General features: G+C 50.4%; 17 protein-coding genes, 1 tRNA gene and 2 rRNA genes. 8 read left to right on the top strand and 12 right to left on the bottom strand.

The genetic code is table 11. The features are described 5' to 3' along the window. Positions 1-114: 114 nt before the first annotated feature. Positions 115-2,979 carry a tubulin-like doman-containing protein gene (locus tag QXJ75_04340; GenBank protein MEM3737297.1) on the bottom strand — a complete coding sequence of 955 codons (2,865 nt, stop codon included), beginning with the start codon at positions 2,977-2,979 and terminating at the stop codon, positions 115-117. Between the two features lie 445 nt (positions 2,980-3,424). Between QXJ75_04340 and QXJ75_04335 the strand changes: the two genes are divergently transcribed. The 5 genes from QXJ75_04335 to QXJ75_04315 all read left to right on the top strand — a co-directional run bounded on the left by QXJ75_04335 (position 3,425) and on the right by QXJ75_04315 (position 7,092). Further along, entirely contained in the window at positions 3,425-4,438 is a 1,014-nt protein-coding gene (locus tag QXJ75_04335; protein ID MEM3737296.1) for an ATP-binding cassette domain-containing protein, read from the top strand. Continuing rightward, positions 4,438-5,298: an ABC transporter permease gene (locus tag QXJ75_04330; protein MEM3737295.1), complete on the top strand. Its 861-nt coding sequence runs from the start codon at positions 4,438-4,440 to the stop codon at positions 5,296-5,298. The genes QXJ75_04335 and QXJ75_04330 overlap by 1 nt, the downstream gene beginning before the upstream one ends. A 10-nt stretch (positions 5,299-5,308) precedes the next feature. Further along, positions 5,309-5,653, top strand: coding sequence for a PadR family transcriptional regulator (locus tag QXJ75_04325; GenBank protein MEM3737294.1), 345 nt, complete (start codon positions 5,309-5,311; stop codon positions 5,651-5,653). 90 nt (positions 5,654-5,743) lie between these two features. After that, entirely contained in the window at positions 5,744-6,256 is a 513-nt protein-coding gene (locus QXJ75_04320; GenBank protein MEM3737293.1) for a nitroreductase family protein, read from the top strand. Positions 6,257-6,366: 110 nt separating this feature from the next. After that, entirely contained in the window at positions 6,367-7,092 is a 726-nt protein-coding gene (locus QXJ75_04315) for a hypothetical protein (GenBank protein ID MEM3737292.1), read from the top strand. 60 nt (positions 7,093-7,152) lie between these two features. On the opposite strand, the gene QXJ75_04310 is transcribed toward QXJ75_04315, so the two are convergent. From QXJ75_04310 to QXJ75_04300, 3 genes are all read right to left on the bottom strand, one after another. Further along, positions 7,153-7,527, bottom strand: coding sequence for a hypothetical protein (locus tag QXJ75_04310; GenBank protein MEM3737291.1), 375 nt, complete (start codon positions 7,525-7,527; stop codon positions 7,153-7,155). A gap of 33 nt (positions 7,528-7,560) precedes the next feature. After that, positions 7,561-8,973 carry an ATPase domain-containing protein gene (locus QXJ75_04305; GenBank protein ID MEM3737290.1) on the bottom strand — a complete coding sequence of 471 codons (1,413 nt, stop codon included), beginning with the start codon at positions 8,971-8,973 and terminating at the stop codon, positions 7,561-7,563. A gap of 171 nt (positions 8,974-9,144) precedes the next feature. After that, positions 9,145-9,221, bottom strand: a tRNA-Phe gene (locus tag QXJ75_04300). Positions 9,222-9,286: 65 nt separating this feature from the next. Here QXJ75_04300 and QXJ75_04295 point away from each other — a divergent pair. Then, positions 9,287-9,994 carry a corrinoid protein gene (locus tag QXJ75_04295; GenBank protein MEM3737289.1) on the top strand — a complete coding sequence of 236 codons (708 nt, stop codon included), beginning with the start codon at positions 9,287-9,289 and terminating at the stop codon, positions 9,992-9,994. Positions 9,995-10,044: 50 nt separating this feature from the next. On the opposite strand, the gene QXJ75_04290 is transcribed toward QXJ75_04295, so the two are convergent. From QXJ75_04290 to QXJ75_04280, 3 genes are read right to left on the bottom strand one after another with little or no spacing between them, the layout of a single operon-like run. Further along, a complete protein-coding gene (locus QXJ75_04290; protein ID MEM3737288.1) occupies positions 10,045-10,764 on the bottom strand; it encodes a phosphate ABC transporter ATP-binding protein in 720 nt (239 codons plus the stop codon). A gap of 3 nt (positions 10,765-10,767) precedes the next feature. Next, positions 10,768-11,457, bottom strand: coding sequence for an ABC transporter permease (locus QXJ75_04285; protein ID MEM3737287.1), 690 nt, complete (start codon positions 11,455-11,457; stop codon positions 10,768-10,770). Positions 11,458-11,459: 2 nt separating this feature from the next. Continuing rightward, on the bottom strand, positions 11,460-12,461 hold the full coding sequence (locus QXJ75_04280) for a substrate-binding domain-containing protein (GenBank protein ID MEM3737286.1): 1,002 nt from the start codon (positions 12,459-12,461) through the stop codon (positions 11,460-11,462). 71 nt (positions 12,462-12,532) lie between these two features. Between QXJ75_04280 and QXJ75_04275 the strand changes: the two genes are divergently transcribed. Then, positions 12,533-13,099, top strand: coding sequence for a LysR family transcriptional regulator (locus tag QXJ75_04275; GenBank protein MEM3737285.1), 567 nt, complete (start codon positions 12,533-12,535; stop codon positions 13,097-13,099). Between the two features lie 11 nt (positions 13,100-13,110). Here QXJ75_04275 and QXJ75_04270 read toward each other — a convergent pair whose 3' ends face one another. From QXJ75_04270 to QXJ75_04250, 5 genes are all read right to left on the bottom strand, one after another. Further along, positions 13,111-13,710, bottom strand: coding sequence for a hypothetical protein (locus QXJ75_04270; GenBank protein ID MEM3737284.1), 600 nt, complete (start codon positions 13,708-13,710; stop codon positions 13,111-13,113). Then, the gene (locus tag QXJ75_04265) at positions 13,703-14,539 is read right to left on the bottom strand and encodes a hypothetical protein (protein ID MEM3737283.1); all 837 of its coding nucleotides are present in this window, start codon (positions 14,537-14,539) and stop codon (positions 13,703-13,705) included. The genes QXJ75_04270 and QXJ75_04265 overlap by 8 nt, the downstream gene beginning before the upstream one ends. After that, positions 14,520-16,619 carry a hypothetical protein gene (locus QXJ75_04260; GenBank protein ID MEM3737282.1) on the bottom strand — a complete coding sequence of 700 codons (2,100 nt, stop codon included), beginning with the start codon at positions 16,617-16,619 and terminating at the stop codon, positions 14,520-14,522. Before QXJ75_04260 ends, QXJ75_04265 begins: the two co-directional genes overlap by 20 nt. Positions 16,620-16,794: 175 nt before the next feature. Continuing rightward, positions 16,795-19,862 (bottom strand): 23S ribosomal RNA (locus QXJ75_04255). A gap of 165 nt (positions 19,863-20,027) precedes the next feature. Then, positions 20,028-21,521: ribosomal RNA gene (locus QXJ75_04250) — 16S ribosomal RNA — on the bottom strand. Together the 16S and 23S rRNA genes form the textbook arrangement of a ribosomal RNA operon. A gap of 751 nt (positions 21,522-22,272) precedes the next feature. Between QXJ75_04250 and QXJ75_04245 the strand changes: the two genes are divergently transcribed. Continuing rightward, the gene (locus QXJ75_04245; GenBank protein MEM3737281.1) at positions 22,273-23,793 is read left to right on the top strand and encodes a TrkH family potassium uptake protein; all 1,521 of its coding nucleotides are present in this window, start codon (positions 22,273-22,275) and stop codon (positions 23,791-23,793) included. Positions 23,794-23,868 lie beyond the last annotated feature (75 nt).

The following is a 23,868-nucleotide window of genomic DNA, read 5'->3' as shown; positions in this document are numbered from 1 at the left end:
AATACTTTCACTGTGCTACTTAGTTTATGTCTTCTTTTGAAGATAAAAACTATAGAGGCGGGTAAAACTATTAAGGACGCGATAGCTCAATTAGCAACTAGGAAAAAAGCTGGACTAAACCTTTGTAACGACTCTGAACTTTTTATTGCACTCGCTACAGTTATATAATGCAACATGTAAAGGTAGGCCTTTACCACTCTTAGTTGACATATTCCACTCCTTGAGCATGGACGTATTTGTGCTCTTGCAGTTTGGGCATACAGAGATCGAGGGTGTGCCAACTGGTTTGCTCGCCAAACGTTGCTGAGGGATATATACTGGGGCCTCAGCTGCGAGTATGCCGTGCTCTAAGAGTAGAGAGTGTGCTAGAATCTTGTCGCTGTAAGAAGCCTGCTCGTACAGTGACTTCATCTCCAAGTACAAGTCCAGATCCTTCTTGCTAGCCTTACCTGCGACCAAGAGTATTCTTATCGTCCATGGATCTTCAGCCTCTACATGCGACACGTGTATGCTTCTTGCTGCGCCAGTTGAGAGGTACCCGGCTAGTGTAGCTTTGAGTTCTGCATCCAACTCGGGATCCCATATCCCTTCAGGAGCAACCACGGTCACCCACATGTAGTCGCTCTTGTAGCTGCTCTCGACGCCTATGCTACTTGGAACCTGGAGAACTCTTATAGCGCCGATGAGGCACTCTCTAAACCGTTTAAGGTCGATTATCTCTTTGAGTATGTTCTCCCTCGTCAGGGCATACTCTTCTTCCTGTAGAATCTTGCTCATTATCCGTAACTTCTCTCCCTCTGTTATGTCCATTACTCTATCATAGTATCCTCGATCCCTGCTAACCTCTGACAGTTTCTCGTAGTATTGGTTGTCGATGTCGACTATGTTCATCAACAGTCTACGGTAATCCGAGTCGATGTCAACCCTTCTCTCAATTATTGTGTACTCTTTCACCCTCCCCTCAACACTCGAGATATAGGTCGCTACTTCTTGGAGGCTTGTCTTCTTATCTTCGACTTCCTTCTGCAGAGAGGCGGCCTTCTCTTTCAGCTTCTTCCCTTTGCTAGGGCGAAATACTCTGACGCTGAACCTCTCAGCCTCCTTTAAAGAGGTTTCAATCTCCTCCTCAGAGTTTTTAATCTCCGCTGCTAGTTGATCCCTCAGCGTTGCCGTCTGTGAGAGGTCTTCTCTCAGCGTCTTCGTCAAACTGGAAACTTCCTTACTGTAGGATTCTATAGTTGAAATTTCAGCCTTGCCCGACCTGAAGAGTCCGGTCAGCGTGTTGAATATGAGTTTAAGTTCTACATTGGCGATTTTCTCGGCGATGTTCCCAAGCTGATCCTTCCACTCGGCGGCTTCACCTGTCCTAAGCTCTGTCACCAACTTGTCGGCGAGAACCTTTGTCTCTACATATCTCTTAAGCACTGAGATGTATTTTTCTATGAACTTCACAAACTCTAGGAAATCGTTTAACTGTGTCCTTTCTCTGAAGGTTAAACGTTGAGTAGCCGTAACGTTACTATTTAATTCGTTTATGAGGTTTGAAATATCTTCATGGAAAGTTAGGTATGTTGAAGCTACATGCCGCGTGTGATCTATTATCTGGCTGATGTGCGTCCTCAACCTAGCCTCAGGCGTCGCCTCAGGTGCCTCTAAACCTATAGCGAGTACTGGTGTTACAATCTCGTCCACTGAGTCTCGAATAGCTTCCTCCAGCCCCCGTATTTGAATTCTATAATTGGATTCAACGGATTTGTCGCTGTAGATGAAACCTCTTATACTCTCATCCTTCTTAGCTGGATCGTATGCCCCCCTCGAACGCTGTAGCCGCCAGAAGATCTCAGCTAACTCCGCGTAACATAGGTTTATGAGTTGCTCAAGCCCGCCGAATCCCTTCTCCTCAGAGCCAGCTAATATCTCCATGCGCTCCCTTCTCAAGACCTTGAGCTTGGACAGTTTCTCTAGGTAGAGTTTAGCTAGGGCTATATGCTCGAGGATTGGATAGGTTACACGTAGCGTGGTCATGATGTGAATGGCATTCTCGCCATAATCTAGGTTCGCCCCAATTCCATCTAACATGTCAGCCATGTCAAACTTCATCGTGTTCAGCACAATGTCTACTACTGCCTCGTCGAAAAACCTTTGAGCCTCAAGGAGGTTGCCAGTCTTCTTGTAGGGCGGAGCTAGAGGCATCATTAGAAAGGCTGTGAAAGGATTTCCATAAGTCTCCCCGTAGGTCTCCCTGATTATCTTATTCTTGCCTCCCTCTATAAGTAGTTCTAACTCGTTTATGGCAGCATATGCAGAGGCGCCCTTCGCTCTGTGGTCATCGCCCTGACAGGGCAGTATTCCCACCCCTATTATGGGAAAGCCTGTCCCTATCTTCTTTCGGAGGTGGCGGACAAAGTCCATTACCATTCCGCTACCACTGCCACCCCCCACTCCAAAGAACACAAAGATGAGAGGCTGAAGAATAGAAGACGATACATTCTCTTTGAAGTTCTCAATGTAGCTGTCCAATAGCCGAAGATAGTGGTAGTTGAGACCGTAGATGGCTTTAGCGAGGGCTCTCCTCCTAGCTACACCCCCAGACAGAGGAGGGATCTCTACTGCTGAGGAGAGCCATGGCTTGTAGTTCTCCGGCGGATTTCCACCCTCGAGTTTAATGTACTCTGGAAGCTTCTGTATATACTCGAACATAGCTTGTGGCGTAGGAAATTTAACTGACCGCGCATTAAGGTAGGCCTTATCAGCCGGGATGTGGCGCACCCGTAATTCTTCTTTAAACTCCTCATAAGCTTGAATAAGCCGCAGGATATCATGATCAGCGACATCCAGCGCTAAGCACGTAAGTTTGACGCCTCTGAGCTGTAAAAATTGGAAGATCTTAGAACTTTTAAAGAACGCTTCTAAGATGTTGCTACCTGCCCCACCCAAGCCTACAAGGTGGAGTGAATAATTCTTCGCAGTTGAGGCCATGAGAGAGGACCTGCACATCTTTTAACCGTCGGAAGGATAAATAAGTATCGATCCTAGTGGCCGCGTGGTCATCCTGAGTTTAGGGCGCTGCGTCGAGGCTAATAGTTATGGAGGGCTCGGAACTCAAGATCTACATCATTACCAGTTCAGCCGGGCCAGACTCGTCACAGCCCGAACTAAAAATTTGAGCTCCATCAATAAAAAGGTTTGTTGTATAGCTGTCCCCAGTATGCTGTAGTCTGTGTCTCGTAATCATTTATCTATAGGCAAAATGATCTTTACCCAACAGAAAAACAGAAACAGCCGAAAAGCTTGTGTGAGACGTGGTCTCTCAAAGAACTAAGCTGATGTTTAGGTGTCTCGCTGTATCGTTCACTTTAGAGCGGCTCGGCGGTATGCCGGGTATTACATTTAAAGCTTGCACGAGTGGCTTTCACTGGTTGGAGTGTGGCAGAGGCTGAGGGTCATAGAGGCTGAGGGTCTGACTAAGATCTATAATAAGACCCACTTTGCAGTGAATCACATATCTTTCAGCGTCGAGGATGGGGAGGTCTTCGGGTTTCTAGGGCCTAACGGTGCAGGTAAGACTACTACCATTAAGATGCTAACCACCCTTACCAAGCCAACTGAGGGCAGAGCATCTGTTTGCGGGGTTGACGTTAGATCGCACCCTGAAAAAGTTAGGTCTCTAATAGGTTTAGTTCCTCAGGAACTTACAGTCGACGACGACCTGACTGGCGTCGACAACCTAATGCTTCAAGCGAAACTGTATAGGCTTTCTGGAAGAGAGGCTGAGGCGCGGATAAATGAGCTTCTAGACTTGGTCGGCTTGAGGGACTTTGCTAGAAGGGTTGTCAAGACGTATTCCGGTGGTATGCGGAAACGCCTTGAGCTCATAGGTGGCCTAATACATCGCCCTAGGCTTCTCTTTCTTGACGAGCCAACTTTGGGGCTTGACGTCCAAACCCGTGCAATAATCTGGGATTACATCCACAAGCTCAACCGTGAGGAGGGGATCACTATCTTCTTAACTACTCACTATATGGATGAGGCAGATCAACTCTGCGACAGGATAGCAATAATAGACCATGGGCAGATTGTAAAAGCGGGGACCCCCAGCGAACTGAAGGACAGCCTCGGCGGGGATGTTATCGAGGTAGGCTTAGCGGATGATCGCCCTGAGATTTCGGTATCCTTTGCTGAGATTATCAACGTTCACGAGGTAAAAAAAGTAGGTGGCGTCTATAGAGTTAAGGTTAGCAGAGGTGAGGAGGCTCTACCCCTTATACTGGGGAAGTTGCTCGGCGCAGGGGTTCAGGTGAAGCGTGTTTCGCTTGTGAAACCAAGCTTAGACCAGGTGTTCTTGGAGTATACAGGTAGATCGCTTCGGGATGAGCAGCAGGGGGCAGAGGACTTCTTTAGGACGAGGTTTGTGATGAGGAGGCTTAGGGCATCGTGATGGAGGGAACTCTCGCCCTGACTAGCAGGGAACTCAAGAAATGGTATAGGACCCCCCTCTTAATCTTCACAACCCTCTTCCAACCTATAATTTGGCTCCTGCTCTTCGGTAGAGCTATGAACCTCTCCAAGATGATAACAATTCCCCCCGACTCTCTGGCTGGTCTCCCCGCGGCTGTAGCGGCTGAACTCCAACGAACTCTGGAGGGTGCGGTTGTCTCTCTGTTTGGAACCGCGGATTACTTCACATTCATGGCTGGAGGGATGCTGGTCATAATCATCATGTTCACCTCTATGTTCAGTGGGATGAGTGTAGTCTGGGATAGGAGGCTGGGTTACCTCAACAAGTTTCTTGTAGCGCCCATACCTCGAAGCTCTATCTTTATGTCAAAGGTCTTAGCCAGCTTGACGAAGGGAGCTATTCAGTCCATTATACTACTATCGGTGGCGTTTGCAGGTGGACTTAAGGTGAGCAGTAACTTCGGCGCCCTAAACCTCTTAGGCATAATTTCGGTGCTCATTTTATTGGGTCTAGGGCTCTCAGCCCTCTTTGTGGGAATAGCTACCATGATAACGAGCCATGAGACCGTGATCGCCATATCAAACCTCCTTAACCTGCCTCTCATGTTCGCTAGTAGTGCCCTCCTCCCAGTAAGACAGATGCCAGCTTGGCTTCAGATGATAGCTGCCTTCAACCCAATCACCTACGCGGTTGATAATGTGCGTACTTTCATCCTGAGCGAATTTATGGATCCCGCGACTTTGATGAGTCTCACCGTGAACTTTGCAGTTCTAGTCGCCTATACGGTTCTTTTCATAGTGGCGGGCGCTCTGATTTCACATCGCGCGCTAAATAGGTAAGCTGGTGGCTATGACTTACAATAGGTTTGTGGCGAAACTCACGAAGGAGAACCTCTGGCTCTACATACTTACAGAACTTGTGAGACAGCCTATGTACGCTTATGAGCTGGCTAGAGCGCTTAAAGTGAAATATGAGATACAGGTAGCTACGGTCACAACGTACGTCGTACTTTACAAGATGGCAAGGGAGGGGTTGATTAGGAAGAGAGAAGGCAAACCCCTTTCAACTAAGCCGAGCAGGGTCTACTATGAGATAACTGATAGGGGCCGCTGGGTGCTGGAGGGAGGTAAGAAGTTTATGGGTGAAGTGTTGAGGAAGCTTTCTGAGGAGGCGAAGGGGTCTGGGGGGGCATAGGTTGACTTGCCCAAACTGGGCAAATAATCAATTAAATGTTGCCGTAGGTGTTAAACGTTTAGTGTGGTCTCTCGCTCGAGAGGGGTTAGTATGGATGTTTCAAAGGCAATCCGATTAAGGCGGAGTATAAGAAAGTATAAACCTCAACCTGTGGAGGGGGAGAAGCTCATGCGGATTTTGGAGGCTGGGAGGCTGGCTCCTTCAGCCCGCAACAGGCAACCCTGGCATCTTGTTGTGGTGACCGATCCGGCGACGAGGGGGAGGCTGTATCACAGTTATGCTAAGGATTGGTTCGTCAGCGCCCCAGTCATCCTAGTGGTGTGCGCCGACCCGGAGGTGGCATGGGTTCGTGCGGATGGGGAGGAGTACTGGAAGGTGGATGCGGCGATAGCTCTGCAAAATATGATTCTCGCAGCCACTGAAGAGGGGTTGGGGACCTGCTGGGTCGCTGACTTTAAGGAATCCCTCGTAAAGGAAATATTAGGCATACCGTCTAACATACGAGTGGTGGCCATGACTCCGCTGGGCTACCCCGACGAGGAGAAGGGTGAAGTCACTGATAGAAAGCCCCTCACAATGATCCTCCACCGCGAACACTGGTGAGGGGAACATTTGCTTCCAATCCCTTCTTTACCACGGGAGTATTCATGGCGAAAGGCTAATAGGTAGGGTTCTCAAAATATTTTGATTCTCTTGGTTGAGGTGGTGTCTCGATGAAAATCTTACACGAGTTCGTTCCCACACGTAAATTCCTGAAACTCGCTGAAGATACTAAGGATTTGGTTGATGGGTGGAATGTTACTGACGGTGCCGCTGGAATTCCAGCGCCTAGTGGCACAGCCGTAAGTTGTTTACTCAAGGTCAAATATCCTGATAAGATGATAATACCAATATTCATACTGCACTATAAAGGTCCAGTTGAAGTTGGAAGTTTGGCTTTAGCGGCTGATGCGGTAGGTCTTGACGGGCTTGCAATTACCATGGGCGATGTTCCCAAGTATGGGGAGCCCATAAAGATGTTTAAGTCTTCTGAGGAGGCTCGAGATTTCCTACGTTCACAAATACGTTTAAAAAATTTGAAACTAGGATGTTTACTTACAGCACGACGGTCTTTAGATGATACACTTTGCCGGGTTAGGGATGCGTGGGACTTTATCTTCTTTATGAGGCTCGATGATAAATCTCTCCCGCTCTTGGGGGAGGTGGCTAGAGAGTGTAGGCGTTTAAACAAGCCAGTTTATTCTTATTTTGTAGTTGGGACGCCTAGAAATTCGGAGACCGTGAAGATGATCGGGTGGCCGATCACTGCAACTATGGATCATGTGGAAGAGTATGCTGGTAAGCTGGAAGGTCTCGTGGATGGTGTGATTGCGACATGCGCCGGAGATATTGAGGGCGATAAAGAGCTTTTGGGGAGACTTCAAAAGTTTAGAGGGTGAGTATCTTTTTATTCGATCAGACACGCGTATCAGAACTTAAGAGTGCTACCCTTCTTAGGTTCAATGTCCAGCTAACTTTTTCTTGGCGGCATTCACGTAATCGGTAAATGTGTAGTTTTCCTTCTCCTCAAAGTTTATTCCCGCCTTCGAGTAAAGCTTCTTTAAGATTGCCTTTTCAAGGAACTTTGCCCCATAGCCGAATAGGTGCTCTAAACCTTCAGCAAAGGCTTCGGGATCTGGGGTGCCTCCATTCTTGAATGCGAAATTCTTCTGCAGATGGTAGTATACTGCCTTGGCTGCGGATTCTCCAAGAGTGCTTACCAAGCCTTCGTCGATCGCCTCACGCAGAAGCCCATTGAACCTTTTCTGTCTTAGTCCTTCCATGCTCCAGCGGCCTCCGTCCAGTGAGGAAAAATTTGAAAGCAGTCTTCCCATACTTTCACCATATACTTCTACCTGGCGAGTTGGCTATACCACCGGTATAAGTTTCACCTCAGATACGCCCTGACATGTTGACACATTGAAACTGTATAAAGGCGTCTTTGGTTTCACACCGCGTAGAAATATAGCTCCGTCGATCTCGTCGACTTTGAAGTAGATGTCAGCTAGGGCTCTGAGTTGATCCGCAAGGGTGATAGTCGGTCTTATGATGTTAAGCCTCACATCGTTAAAGTTTCTGGTAAGTGTAACATCTCGGCCGAGGATCTTCAATGCCTCATCTCGGCCATACATGTACTCAAGAGAGTCGAATCCAACAACGGAAAACACAGGCTTGCCTGTCTTTTCTCTAAGCTTGGAGGTTGCACCCCAGAACAGTTCAAAGTCTTCACGGATGGATTTACCCTCCAAATTCACAATATAGGGAGCCTTAGCCTCCTCGCCGAAATCAACTATTCTAACGTAGTGCTCGAAAGCTTCATCCCCTAGCATGGGTGCCATACGGGCTTTAACTCTGTGTGCACTTACTCCTCTCGGCGGAAGGATGACTACACCATAGTCTTGGCTGACGCAGTTATAGATCATCGACCGTACGAGGCGGGTTATGGAGAAGGGTACATCTCTACCAACCTCAAATAGATTATAGGTTCCAATCCTAGCTCCTCCCCCAATAATCTCGTCCAAGTCTCGAACGCCCGATGAGATGTGAGTTTCAGTGTTGGGAATGGGTCTATACCTCTTGGGCTCTTCTATATCGCCTTCCGAGGTCAGAGGGGTTAACATTTTGAATCCGCCTTTGAGGGTGAAGGCGATTTTAGACTGTCTGATCTCAGCTCCGCGAAGCTTCAGTAACTCTAACTCTCTAAGCAGCTGTCCCTCAAACTCTCGCCTCGAAAGTTTGATTATGCAGTCTGCGACAAACTCCTCCATACCTAGCCCTAACTGGTTTGTGCCCTTGGGTATTTCGACGATTAGAACCGTGGTACACTTTGCTTGCTTGATTATTTTGTCTAGAACCGTATGGAGCACTATGCGGACGTCTATACGCTCCTTAAAGGCTTGAGCCAATGCAGAGAACGAGTCTACCGCGAGTCTCTTCGCTCCTAAGCTGCGAACTTCATCTAGAACCATCTCCAGCATGGAGGAGACCCCCTCCTCACGCATTGATGGCGTTTCTAAAAACTTGAATTTACCCTCCTTTTCCAGCCTCTCAAAATCCCAGCCGAAGCTACGCATGTTACTATAAAATACCTCGCGCGTCTCAGCGAAGCTGAGATATACGCCGTTCTCACCGTTCTCTGCGCCGCGATATATAAATTCGGCTGAAAAAATTGTTTTACCGGTTCCAGCTTCGCCCGACAGCATAATTAGGCTGCCCTCTGTAAAGCCGCCAGTATAAGAGTCTAAACCCTTAATACCAGTCTTGGTACGTTTTAAACTCATAAGCTACCTCTTTAGAAAAATCTTTTTAAACTCATAAAAGAGCTAAGCTAATAGCCTATTTAAGGCTAACTGCGGCGGCTTTGCACATAATAGACGTGAACCATGCATAGCGAATAGTAAAACTCTCCTCCCAGTTAGAGAAACCTAAAGATTTGCTCGTGTCAATCTGAATGGTGCCCAGGGCAGGACTTGAACCTGCGACAACCCGGTCTTCAGCCGGGCGCTCTCCCAAGCTGAGCTACCTGGGCTACCAGGATGTAAAGGCGTAATTGAACTTAAGATTTTCTTATAACACACCTAACGCATCCTATTTATGAGAACTGATGGACCCGCAGGTAGCTTACCTACGCTTGGAGGTGTAAGCAGGTTGGAGTTCGAAGGCGAACTAGAGGAGTTGAGGAGAGCGGTGCTGGAGCATGAGGTCGAAATTGTCGAGGCAGCTGTGAAAGCCGCACTCGATAAAGGAGCTGCACCCATCAAGGTTCTTGAGGTGATGACTGAGGCTATGCGGGCTGTAGGAGAGCGATTTGAGGCAGGAGACTACTTCCTAGCAGACCTCATAATGGCGGCTGAGACCTTCAACAAAGGCTTGAGACTTATAGAACCCCTCCTTCAATCAGATTCGAAGGTGAGATCCCTAGCCTCCATTGTGATCGGCACCGTAGAAGGAGACGTCCACGACATAGGAAAAAACATAGTAGCAACGATGCTCAAGTCAGCAGGCTTCACCGTCCACGACATAGGGGTCGACGTCCCACCCAAGAAGTTCGTTGAGAAAGTGAAAGAGACGAAAGCCGAAATTTTGGGGCTATCAGCCCTCTTGACTTCCTCCCTAAAGAGCATACGCGAAACCATCAAGGAGGTTGAGTCTGCCGGCTTGAAGGACGATGTGAAGGTCATCGTGGGCGGGTCTGCCGTCACTAGAGAGTACGCAGAGGAAGTTGGCGCCAATGGCTACAGTGAGGACGCAGTAGGCGCCATACCTCTATGCAAGAAGCTCCTAGGAAAGGAAAACCAGTAACAACTCCAAGGCTCCAAAAGAAGCGGCGACCTGTCCATGAAGCCCTATAACTAAAAGGCCGTCTCGCCTCTTATGAACTTCCTTGTCGCTTCTTCCCTCGGTCTCTCTATTACCTCATCGACCGTGCCCTCCTCGATGATCTTGCCACCCGCCAGGTAGGCGATCCTGTCGGAGAGCCGCTTAGCTTGGAAGAGATTATGAGTTGCCAGAACTGTTGCACAGGTTTTTTTATTTGTTTTGATCACCTCCTCGATCACGGCGGCGTTTTTGGCATCCAAGTTTGCCGTAGGCTCGTCCAACGCTAGGATCTCCGGCTCTAGTACAAGAGCCCTAGCTAAGGCGACCCTCTGCTGTTCCCCACTCGAAAGCTTCTTCGCTGGCCTATCACCATAGCCTTCTAACCCCATCAACCTCATGGCATCTCTCACCTTCCTATCCACCTCACCTCTAGGGAGGCCCCTAAGCCTCAACCCGTATGCGATATTCCTATAGACTGTTGTGCTGAACATGACCGCCTGTTGGAATACCATTGTAGCCTGCCCTCTCAGGCGGCCTATATTGCCTTCGTCCAGCCTTACGCCCTTATAGTAGACCTCCCCTCGGGTTGGAATTTCGAGGGCGGCCAAGATCCTTAGTAGAGTAGTTTTTCCAGCCCCATTAGCCCCCATCAACGTCATGATCTCTCCCCTCCGCACCTCGAGAGTTACACCATCCAACGCTGGGTTTGCACCATAAAGTTTAACGACGTTTTTGAGGAAGGCTTGAATCACCAGTCAAGACCTCCGAATTAGGTTGACTGTAATGCTTAAGGCGAATACTATGAGCAAGAGTATCAGAGTTAGGGCTATGCTGAGTGCAATCTCCCCGCGGGTTGTCTCCAAAGCAATTGTAGTCGTCAAGACCCTCGTAAGACCTCGAATATTTCCACCCACCATGAGGGCTATGCCAAGTTCAGCTATCGCCCTATTGAAGCACGCAATCACCGCCAACGTGACCTCACTCACTGCTTCCCTCAAGACAGCCAGAGAAGCTTTACCCTCCGAGGCGCCGAGGGTCCTGGCAAGATCCCTTACCTCTCGGCCAACCATACCCAATGCGCTAATAGTGAAACTTACCATGATGGGAGTCACCAGTAAAGCTTGACCTATAATTATGCAAGTGGGAGTATAGAGCAGCTCCAGAGACCCTAGGGGCCCTGACCGAGAGAAGGCTAGATAAAGGACAAGCCCTAACGCCACAGTCGGTAAACCCAGCAAGGCGTTAAACAGGCTGGTTAAGGCACGTTTACCCCAGAAATCTCTCATCGCGGTGGCTGCTGCGATGGGGAGCCCCCACGCCGCCGCTAACAATGTTGCAGAGGTTGAGACGTAGATAGATCTCAAAGTGATCTCGATAAGTGTTGCATCTCCAGCAGCGATGAGCTCCCAAGCCTTGGAGACGCCTTCAAGTATATCTGAGTTCATCTTTAACTTAGAATGGCGCTCTTCAAGTATAGCTCAGGATAACTGCGGCAGCATTGGCACGGGCATTCCGTTCCATTGAAGCAGGCATATCGCTCAACCCACTCAGCTAACGTAGGGTCAGTTCTCTCTTTTAGTAATTTTACAGCTGGTTGAAAGAGGGGCTTTCCATATTCTTCCAGACCATAGTTGGCAATCACCTCTTGCCCATCGTCTGATGTTAGGTATCGTATGAAAGTGAGGGCGCCCTCAAAGTTAACTTCAGGGTTCACATCCGGACTAACCGCGATGGCGCTATATGCGTTGAGAAGTTCTTTATCTTGCCCAACCAAAACCACCAGCCCAATCAACCCGTCCCGCTTGTACTTTAAATATGTGCCCATGTCGGTGAGCGTGTACGCTCCCATTTCGTTAGCGATGCGGAGGGTATCCCCCATCCCTGTGCCCGACTCGTGGTACCACCTCTCATCCCTGAGAGTGGTGATATTGTAACCTGCAGCAGCCCAGAGTTCTTCCTCCTTGAGGTGTGTGCCAGATCCATCTCCCCTAGAAACCCATTGGGCAATATCAGTCCTACCAGCCTCAAAAATCTTTACTAACGCTTCGGGCGTCGAGAGCCCCGAGATAGATGCAGGGTCCTCAGGTGGCCCAACTATCGCGAAGAAGTTATAGGCAAATATCTTCCTACAAACACCGTAGCCACTTTCAATGAATTCAAGCTCCTGAGATGGAGCGTGAACAAGTATCATGTCAGAGTCCCCTCTTCTTGCATGTGTTATAGCGAGACCAGTTCCGGCAGGAATAAAGTATACATCTATCCGATATCTGTCTTCGAAATCGTCCTCGAGGGCGTCGAGGAGCCCGGTGTCATAGAGGCTTGTTGTCGTGGACACTATGAGCTTAGGTCTCTCACTCGAGCCGCTCAAACTTAGTAAGATTCCAGTTGCCGAAACAGATGCGATTACAAAAACTGTTATGGCGATATGCTTCTTTGTAACGTGGCTCACCGTTATGTTCACCTGTATATTTCGAAGGAATAATCATATCAATGATTTCCTATTAAAAACTACCCGAAAAGATGCCAAAAGAACCCGGCGGTAAATGGGCTCCAGCGTTCAAAATCTGGTTGGAGCAGGAGGGAAGACCAGCTATAGGTAAGGGTGGCGCTGAGATTCTCGAAGCCATAGCACAAACTGGCTCTATAACCAAAGCGTCTGAGAGCATAGGTATGTCCTATAAATACGTGTGGGATCGCCTCGCGGAGATAGAGAAGGCGGTGGGGCAGCCAATCATACGGACGCGAAGAGGCGGCAGTGCTGGTGGCGGTGGGGCTGAGCTTACAGAGGTGGGTATTGCTCTGCTTCACGAGTACCGCCGTGTCGAGAGGTATGTCTCAGATGCGTTGAGAGATAGAGAATACTGGGAGGCGGTAAGTTTGAAATTGAGTGCCAGAAACCAGTTAGAAGGTGTCGTGAGGAGGGTGGAGGTGGGGGCTGTAACAGCTAAGATAGAGGTGGAGATCTTAACTCCAACACTCATTACAGCCGTTATCACCAAGGAAGCCGTTGAGGAGTTGTGTCTCAAAGTGGGCGACTCTGTGAGGGCGGTTGTGAAGTCCACCGAGGTTATGATAGCTAAAGAGTAATGCGTAATTGTCTAGGCAGTTATATCCCCTACATCTTCCTTTTTTCTGGCAGGTGGCTGCTTCGCCAGCATTAGTTCAGTTAGGGCGTTGAGGTCAACCTCAGCCCTAGTTCTCCAGTCGAGGTGGAGGAGGCCCTCCTCATCCTCGAAGAGGTAGCCTCTCTTTATGAACCTGTCAAGATTAAGGTCAACCCTCCACTCCGGTATCTTATCCGTTAGGAGCTCCTTAACCTCTCTCCTCAACGCCTTCCCCTGCTTGGAGATTATATAGGCTATCGCCACCGAGAGGACAGCTATATCATCTATCCTCAGACCACTTGAAGACATATCACCAGTAGTCATGGGTTCGTCCAATGTAACAAAGAATCGTGCCCTTTCCAGCTGTTCATCGCTCGGACTAGCCGGTGTTGAAGGCTCTTCATACACAGTCTTAACACGAAGCCCTAGCCTCTCCAATTGGAGGTTGAGAAGCTCTATAATCTTCATATAGTCTCGCCCCAGGTTCTTCTTTAGCTCCCACCCCTTCATACCTGGCTTTCTGTGCCTCTGGAAGAGGAGGAGCTGAGCAGCTCTCTTCACCTTTCTAGCATAGGTAACATCTTCTTCACCCAACTTGGCGTCTTTCACCTCCCAACTTCCAACGCCTCCACACTTCATAGTTTACCGGGATAGTAACCGATACGGATGGTTGCCCAGGCTCAGGTGTCTTCTGTCTCTCATAAGGAATTATGAGTATGGAGTCCTCTAAGGGGTTAACCTCCAAGTTGGCGTAGCCGTAGGTGACGAGAAAGCTAGTCATATAGGCTCGGGCTAATGTCTCGTCATAGGTTTCAGCACAGATGAAATCCCAGTACGAAATCCTACCGTCACCCCCAGCCTTTTCCTTCAGCTCCTGCCACATAGCCATCAATATATCATTAAATTCTTTGCTTGGGAGTAGTCCTAGGCGAAGTAGTTCGTCCACCTTTAAAGGCTCAGAAGAGGCAGGTTGGGGTTCTCTAAGCTTCAGGGACTTATCCTCAAGAAGTGGGAGTAGATTCCAGTATTCCAGCGCCTCTCTCAACTTCGTGGTGGATATCTGTTCTATAGTTAGGATGGGACGCCAAGCCTCGAGGAACAATCCCGCTAACTGCTCGGTGGTTAAGACTTTGATCTTAAACTTCACCAGGTCTGAGTCCACATAGACTGGAGAAGCCCTATATTTTATCCAGTCACCCTGAAGCCTTATCACCTTTGAGAGGCCATTAACAGCCTCGCTATCCAAGCAGAACTCCTCGAAGGTTCTCCAACGTGGGAGGTATCGGCGAATTTTTTCAAGAGCCTCCTTGACCTCTACCTCGAAAGGGTTGAACCTTCGACGCTGTGCGTCTTCGCAGAGAGAGATAATTCTCCGGAGTAATTCTAATCCGTCATCCCGAGAGCTAGTCGGCGACTGTGCCACCAACTCTCACCTCGGATCTTCCTTGGATATTTTGGACGGTGATCACGTGAACATCCGGATCTGGGGTGAGTATCTGCCCAGGTGTAATTATAATGTATTGAAAATCCATCTGGCTCTTAACAGAGGAGAGTATCAGTTTTGAGATTATCTCCCGATTCCGTGGATCCATATGTGTCTCGAACTCGTCTACGGCCCTTATTGGCGAGCGGACATGTTGTTGCAAAGCTAGGAGGAATGCCATGATGGCGGTAGTTCTTTCTCCTCCACTCTGTGTGTAAGCATCCAAAATGGTGGGGGCTGCGCCCCTGAAGCCTACAACTAACTCCAAACCTGCACTCTCTATGTCGTCCAAGTTTACAAGTCTGACGCCGCCGCTGGCGCCTATTTTGGAGAGTATCTCCTGATATGCCAAGTCTACTTTTTCGATGAAGTTCTGGATGATTCGCCTCCATGTCTGCTTCCTGACTTCGACCTCCTCTAGGGCTTTTCGGCGGTTCTCCGAGACTACCTCAATCTTCCCTTTCAACTCTTCGTAGAGGCGCAGATAGTTTCTGTAAGCTTTCTCAGAATCTTCAGAGACCTCACCGATAGAGGCTAGCTTGGCTAGCGTCATTTTGATCTCGTCAGCGATCTCAGCAGGGCTTCTTTCGGTCTCTACCCTTGGGGATATTTTCTCCGCAAGTGCTGTTAGGTTCTCTAACTCCTCTGCTGTGGATTTGATCTCTTTAGTGACCTTAGCTACCTCCTCTTCAAGGAGCTCCTTTCTAAAAGTCTTCACCACCTCGTCCACTTTAGCCTCGACAAACTTCTCCTGAATTGAAATGTTCTCTTCCTCTATTAGACCTATCCTCGACTGGGCTTCAGCTATTGCGCTCTCTAGGTTGGGGATCTTCTGCTCGACTGTTTTCAGATAGTCTCTCAGAGAGTGGCTATAGCTAGAGAGAACCTCTGCACCGTCTTTAAGAGAGCGAATTGCCATTTCCACATCAACATTCTCCTCTTTAAATTTACGCTGTAGCTCTTTTGCTGTTTTTTCTAACAGGGTTCGGCATTCTTCCAGCCTTGAGATTTGATCTTTCACTATGGTTAGTGCAGTTTCGTTGCCAGTTTTCTCTTTCTCCCGCTCCAGAAGTGTGAGGAAAGCTTTTTTCTGTTCGAAACAGAGGTTGTTGAGGTAGGATCTATTTTCCTCAACTCTGGATTTCGCCTCGTTGAGCTCTAGGGTGATCTGCTTTAACCTATTCTCACTTCTCTCGGCGTTCTCTCTAAGAGCTTTGAGTGCTTTCTCAACTCTAATCACCTCAGCCCATGCTTGTTCGCTTTCGAGTTCTCTCCTCCTCTCGAGGAGTTCATTTCTGCGGAGGAATTTTTCATACTCACCCCTCCAATAGTTGAGGGTCTGTTCAGCATTGTTTATCAGGTTGGCTAGAGATTCCTCCTCGCTAAGAAGATTAGTAAGCTGGTTGTAGGCTTCAAGTATTCTCTCCCGGTAAGGTTGGAATCCGATGGCGTCCTCCACCATCTTCAATCTTTGAGGAGGGTTGAGCACGCTGAATTCTTCTACCATGTTTTGGTGCATGATGATTAACATGTTGTCAGGGTTTATTCCTAGATCTGATAGGAGCCTGACTATCTCGGCTTTGGTTACATTCCTATACTCAGCTTCATACCAGTATACGCCATCTCTCCTAAGGTATCTGGAGATCCTAACAAGGTCGGAATCGTAACTCTTGATCGGTCTGCTGCTTCCAATGGGTGTATTGTCTAGAAGGATAGTCGCCCTGGCTAGATCCTTCCCGCGCCTGATGAGGTCGCTAAGCCTCCTCGAACGCTCCGTGTACGCCTGGCCTAAGGCCACCGCCAAAGCCAGCAAAATCGAGGACTTACCTGACCCATTAGGGCCGCAGATCATGTTAAGACCTGGCTTTAAGGGTATTCTCGCATACTCATAGGACATGAAGTCCTCTAAGATTATCTCTTTAACCAGCGCTCTCCCCTTAGTACTCACGCTTGAGATCTCTCTCACCACCCGGATACCTTCAGTGCTTGACGGCTTACAGAGGTGAACAGCCAAAGACAAAAAAACATGCCGAGTTGTTTATACCTTACGCAATCGGCTAACGGATAAAACGACCTGTAAGAGTAAAGAGTCTGAAACATCTTTTTTAGGACATAGGCTAAGCCTTTAAAACACTAGGGAAAAAAATTAGAGAACACCGTGCAGAGTCATTTCACCTGGGCGCAGCCTCAAATATCAGCCCGACACCTTGGGCTATTGGGGGCGGCATGCTAAACACCTCGACCGAAGTCTCGGTGCGTACACATCCGCTCCATCAACGGGGTCTTCTACCCCAGCCCTCGTTTACGGCCTTAACCTGTCACCAGGTTAAGTGATGCCGTAAAGTGGCCGCTTATTTTCGGGAGGAGCTTCGAGCTTAGATGCCTTCAGCTCTTATCTCCGACAGCGCGGCTGCCCGGCATTTGCCCTGTCGGACAACCGGTAAACTGTAGGCTGCGACGCCCCGTTCCTCTCGTACTCAGGGCGCCTTCCCCTCAAGCGACCAGCACTCCCAGCAGGTAGAGTCCGACCTGTCTCACGACGGTCTAAACCCAGCTCACGTTCCCCTTTAATGGGCGAGCAGCCCCACCCTTGGCAACTGCTACATTGCCAGGATGGGAAGAGCCGACATCGAGGTACCAAACCGCGGGGTCGATGGGGACTCTCGCCCGCGACGAGCCTGTTATCCCCGGGGTAACTTTTCTGTCACCTCCAGCCCCCACTAATGGGGACATGAAGGATCGCTAAGCCCAGCTTTCGCTCCTGGATTCCTTGCTTTTGAGAATCCAGTCAGCCCGGCTTTTGGCTTTGCCCTCTACGCTGGATTTCTGTTCCAGCTGAGCCGAGCTTTGGGCTCCCTTGATATCTTTTCAAGGGAGTGCCGCCCCAGCCAAACTGCCCACCTGCCGTTGTCTCAGAGCCCAGGGCTCTGGTTAGGAGCATAGTCACGAAAGGGCGGTGTTCCATTGTCGCCTCCTCAACTCCCGGAGGAGTTGACTCAAAGGCTCCCGCCTACACTCTGCATCCGCGACCATACCCCAGCGACAGGCTGCAGTAAAGCTCCACGGGGTCTTCTCTCCCCGCTGGGAGATCCTGGACTGTTCGTCCAAGTTATGTGGCTTCACCGGGTTCCGGGCGGGGACAGCGGGGCCCTCGTTGATCCATTCGTGCACGTCGGAACTTACCCGACAAGGCATTTGGCTACCTTAAGAGAGTCAGAGTTACTCCCGGCGTTTAGCGGCCCTTAGCTCGGTTGAAACCAAGTTTAAGGTACCGCCACTGGCCAGGATTCAAGAGCCGTACACACCCTTTCGGGCTTGCGGCTCCCTATGTTTTTAGTAAACAGTCAGGACCCCCTTGTCACTGCGACCTGCAGTTCAGGCCTAAGCCCAAACCACAGGCATCCCTTCTCCCGAAGTTACGGGACTAGTTTGCCGAGTTCCCTCGCCACGGAGTATGCCCGACACGCCTTAGGCTTCTCACCTAGGGGCACCAGTGTCGGTTCTAGGTACGATCCACAAGGATCCCATGTCTCGGAACCCTTTTCACGGACTCCCGGGATCAGGGGAACCGCCCTAAAACGGGCGGCTATTCCTAACTCGGACCGCTTCTAGTCATTACGACATTCCGCGGCCCTCGTGTAGTTAAACAGAGCGACGACTCCGCTCCCCCTACCTGGAAGTGTCAGGCTCCGAGCCTGCGTTGCCGCTGGTACCTTGTGGGCACCGGAATGTTAACCGGTTTCCCTTTCGACCAGCTCGGTTAAGGCTGGCCTTAGGATCGGCTTACCCCCGGCTAACGACGTATTGCCGGGGAACCCTGGCCCTTTCGGCGGAGGGGATTCTCACCCCTCTTGGCTGTTACTACCACCGGGATCTGCACTCCCGACGGGTCCACTGAACCTCACGGCTCAGCTTCTACCCCACCGGGACGCCCCCCTACCAGATCGCGGCTCGAAGGCCGCGCCCTAAGGTATCGGCGGCCAGTTTAGCCCCGTCCATTTTCGGGGCTCTTGACCTCGGTGGGTGAGCTGTTACGCACTCTTTAAAGGATGGCTGCTTCTGAGCCTACCTCCCCACTGTCTCCGGCCAAGAACACCCTTTAGTTTGACACTTAACTGGCACTTGGGGGCCTTAACCTTAGTCTGGGTTGCTCCCCTCTCGGTCCAGGGGCTTACCCCCTGGAACCCGTTTCCCTCCATCTACGACGTTGAGAGATTCGGAGTTTGAAAGGAAAGAGGGATCTTTCGACCCCTTACTTCCCAATCAGCACTCTACCCCCTCAACAGCCTCCGGAGGGACTGGGCTGCGATCCACTTCGGGGGGAACTAGCTATCGTCCGGGCTAGATTGGTCTTTAGCCCCTAGCCCCAGGTCAAAGGAGCGAATTGCACGTCAGCACCCTTTCGGGCCTCCACCAGGCTTTCGCCCGGCTTCACCCTGCCCAGGGCTAGATCGCCCGGCTTCTAGTCTCACAGCCGTGACTCCGGACTCTTTCAAATCCCGCCCCTCACAGACTGAAGTCTGCTGCGGGCATGTCGGTTTCCCTGCGCCTCCAGTGTTAACACCTTAGGCTCGCCACAGCTGTGAACTCCCCGGCCCGTGTTTCTAGACGGAACATGCGACCTTGGTCCCCCAGCCTCGTACTCCCATGTTGCCACGGTTTCCTTTGGCTGGGATCTGCCCTTTCAGGCCGCATACGTCTGTAACTGTCTGGTTTCAAACTCTTTTAACACCCCTCTCGGGGCTCTTTTCAACTTTCCGTCACCGTACTAGTGCGCTATCGGTCTCAGGACGTATTTAGCTTTGGAAGTTAGTGACTCCCAACTTCACACGCCAAAACCGAGGCGTGCTACTCAGGTAGCCAACCCAACACTCCCCAAACTTATGCTTACGGGGCTATCACCCTCTATGGCAGGCCTTTCCAGGCCACTTCGGCTTGGCTTGGGAAGTGGCGGTTGACCCCAAAACCCCACATCCGCTGTAGATCACTCCACAGCGTTCGGTTTGAGCTTCTCCCCTTTCGCTCGCCGCTACTTAGGGAATCCCTATTGGTTTCTTTTCCTCCCCCTACTGAGATGCTTCCTTTCGGGGGGTTCCCGCTCCCTTATGGGAGCACCATGGCATCGCTGCCACGGTAGGATACCCATTCGGGAATCCTCGGCTCTAAGACTGCATACGTCTACCCGAGGCTTATCGCAGCTAGCCACGCCCTTCTTCGGCGCCTGAGCCTAGTTATCCACCAGACAGCGTCTCATGTCGGGCCTATCCTTTGAAGCCACACCCAGTTTGTGCAACTCTGCACGGCATTCACCGCGAACCCGTTAAAGGTCCACTCTGCCCTTAATCCCGAAGCTTTCGCTCCGGAATCGCATCTATTGCTCTTGTGGGTTTGCCACTACTTTCGCCCCAGCCATTGTGGTCGTTTTCTTAGGAGGTGATCCGGCCGCAGGTTCCCCTACGGCCACCTTGTTACGACTTCTCCCCCCTTGCTGAGCTCAGATTCGACACGGCCAACGAGACCGTGCCTCATCTGAACTCAACTCGGTTGGAGCGACGGGCGGTGTGTGCAAGGAGCAGGGACGTATTCACCGCGCGCTGATGACACGCGATTACTAGGGATTCCATGTTCACGAGGACGGGTTGCAGCCCTCGATCCCAACTGAGGCAGGGTTTAGGGATTACCTCCTCCTTTCGGAGTCGAAACCCATTGTCCCTGCCATTGCAGCTCGCGTGTGGCCCGGGGGATTCGGGGCATACTGACCTGCCGTGGCCCACTCCTTCCTCCGCCTTATCGGCGGCAGTCCCTCTAGAGTGCCCGGCTTTACCCGCTGGCAACTAGAGGTGTGGGTCTCGTTCGTTGCCCGACTTAACGGGATACCTCACGGCACGAACTGGCGACGGCCATGCACCTCCTCTCAGCTAGTCTGGCAAGACCTTTAACCTGGCCTTCATCCCGCTGTCACCCCCGGTAAGGTTCCCGGCGTTGACTCCAATTAAACCGCAAGCTTCACCCCTTGTGGTGCTCCCCCGCCAATTCCTTTAAGTTTCAACCTTGCGGCCGTACTCCCCAGGCGGCGGGCTTAACGGCTTCCCTGCAGCACCGGAACGGCTCTATGGCCGTCCCGACACTTAGCCCGCATCGTTTACGGCTGGGACTACCCGGGTATCTAATCCGGTTCGCTCCCCCAGCTTTCGTCCCTCACCGTCGAGCGCGTTCTGGCCAGCCGCCTTCGCCACTGGTAGTCCTTCCAGGATTATAGGATTTCACCCCTACCCCGGAAGTACTGCTGGCCTCTCCCGCCTCCTAGCTTGGCAGTATTTCCCGCAGCCCGGCGATTAGATCGTCGGATTTAACGGGAAACTTACCAAGCCGGCTACGGACGCTTTAGGCCCAATAATCGTCCTCACCACTCGGGGAGCTGGTATTACCGCGGCGGCTGACACCAGTCTTGCCCTCCCCTTATTCCCCCAGCTTTGTAGACTGGGGAAAAGTCACCTTCAGCAGGTGACACTCGGGTTGACCCCGTCACGCTTTCGCGCATTGCGGAGGTTTCGCGCCTGCTGCGCCCCGTAGGGCCTGGACCCTTGTCTCAGTGTCCATCTCCGGGCTACCGCTCTCACGGCCCGTACCGGTTATAGGTTTGGTGAGCCGTTACCTCACCAACAGCCTGATCGGACATGACCCTATCCTAAGGCGGTGAAGAGAGGCATGGTCCCTCCACCCATTGGGCGAGGCGCCCTTCCAGGCATCCTCGCCTATCGGGTATTAGCCCCAGTTTCCCGGGGTTATCCCCGTCCTTAGGGTAAGTTAGTCATGTTATACTGAGCCGTATGCCGCGCTCCTCCCATAGCCTAGGAGCGCACGACTCGCATGGCTTAGTCTCAACCCGATAGCAGTGAGGTCCGGCAGGATCAACCGGTGTTGACGATTGGAGAGCATAGCCACAAGTTGGCTGGGATTGGCGGTAGTGTAGCAAACCCACATCGGACCTAAAGCCCTAGAGGGCTTCTTCAGGTCTTCATGATGTTCCCGCGGCCGGAGGTCAAAGTGTTTCATCCTCAGACTTTCGTCTTCAACGTCCACTTGACGCCGCCGCATGAGAGGCCACGGGCAGCGTAAAGTTTGTTACGCAAACATCTATGAGTATAGGGGCTCATATAAGGATTACTTTCAAAAACTGTGAAAAAATCATCCCTTTAAAGCGTTTTTTTACATGCCCATTAATCCCTCAATTTAGAGGACGCCAGAGGCGCCAGAGACGAAAGAGTTCAAAGTTGCCTCACAAGCGGAGCGACGTTTAAGGACGGTCAGTTTACATCACTAAGGCGTACGCAATACTAGTGCTCGGATGGGTATCGGCCCCTATATAGAGAGAAATGTACATTTCCACTGTATGTAATTAGCCAATTGCCCTTTAGACATTTCAGATCAGTAAACCAGTTTATTGCGTATCTCAAATCTCATGTCTCCTAACAGCTTTAGGTTGCCGCTGATAGCCGTCATCGACTTTAGCTCATGCAAACTACTGTTAATAAGCTGGTCGATTTAATGTGCCTCACTAGAATCTGTGACGGGTTGTTGATCGCGCTGCCGCAGTGGCAGCATTGTAGCCCCTTTAAACAAGCTCGTTAAGAGCAATCTGAGCTCATCCATTTTTGTATTGCTTTTTATAATTGAAGGCGGTCTTCATAATTCAGGTGTCACTAATTGCGGGCGTCGCTTGCTGGAAAGACAGTAACTACGCCTATAGGCTGCTAGTTTGGTGCGTGGTCGCAGTGAAGAACATAGTAGGTCACCTTGCCAGTATCATTATGATTCTTGGTCTGATGTTCTTACCACCAGCACTAGTCGGCTTAATCTATTCGGAGCACTCTTTCTCTCATTTTTTAGGCTTAGCTGCGGCCCTTACCACACTCGGTTTCTTCTTGAGGAGAAAGTTGCCTTTACAAGAAGTTTCCACGCCGGAGGCTATGGCAATCGCCGCCTTAGTGTGGCTTGTGGTTGCAGGGGTTGGAGCTATTCCATACATAACAATTGGTGGGCTGTCTCCTCTTGACGCCTACTTTGAAGCAATGTCAGGATTCACAACTACCGGTATGACTTTAATTCGCGATGTTGAGGGTTTACCTCGTAGCCTCCTTTTCTGGAGGTCTTTCACACAGTGGATCGGCGGTGTTGGCGTCCTAGTTTTATTCATACTCTTCTTAACTCCGGAAGGATTAGGCGTAGGTGTTTGGAGGTTGTATGCAGCAGAGTCTAGGGAGGAGCGATTGGCTGCTTCCACGAGGGCGACGGTCACGCGGATCTGGCAGATATACCTCTTTTACACGGTGGCATGTGCCTCTTCGCTAATGCTTGTAGGCATCGAACCATTCGACGCCATCAATCACTCTCTCACAGCTTTAGCGACAGGTGGCTTCTCGACGCATAATCTGAGCATAGGAGCCCTCAACAACCCTGCTGCGGAAGCGGTATTAGTTCTATTCATGATCATCGGCGCCATAAGCTTTCTAGTCCACTTAAGAGTCTTCAGGGTAGGGCCCAAGGCGCTTATAGATAATAAAGAGGTTCTTGTTTTTCTCTCGATTTTGGCGGCCAGTTTCTCTCTGATCAGTCTTGACCTGATAGCCCACGGCTTCACCGACTTCTTCGGCGCGTTGAGGGTCGCAATATTCCAGGCAGTCTCAATCATCACGAGTACAGGCTATACAACCGCAAACATAGAGATATTTCCCCCGTTCTCTCAGGTGTTACTCCTATTTTTGATGCTTATTGGTGGTTGTGTAGGGTCTACTAGCGGGGCTATCAAGGTTATGCGGTTAATTATCCTGGCAAAGCTGGGACATCACCTCCTCCTGAAGTTAAAGTTGCCACTTGGTGTCGTAACGCCCATAAGGATAGGCAGCAGCCTGCTACATGAGGAGGACGCTCTCCGTGTAGCCGGCTTTTTTGCAATTTACACATTACTTCTTACGGTGGGCTGTTTATGCATGACAGCGTGCGATCTCGACCCCTTCAGCTCATTCTCAGCGGTTCTATCTGCACAGAGTAATATAGGCCCAAACTTCCTCCCTCTTAATGCGCTGCCTCCCATACCCAAGGCTATCCTAATTTTTGAGATGTGGGCTGGCCGGCTGGAGATAATTCCGGTACTAATACTCTTCATGCCTAGATCTTGGTTGAGAGTTTCTTAAAACTGAAAAACAGTTTGAAGAGTTTATTTACAATATCCGCTGTGGACGCTTGTAATTTTTCTTGCAAACTAGTAC

This window comes from Candidatus Bathyarchaeia archaeon (assembly GCA_038883335.1).
In the GTDB taxonomy this organism is placed as follows: Archaea; Thermoproteota; Bathyarchaeia; order Hecatellales; family Hecatellaceae; genus JAVZMI01.
This window is presented reverse-complemented; position numbering and strand designations above follow the sequence as displayed.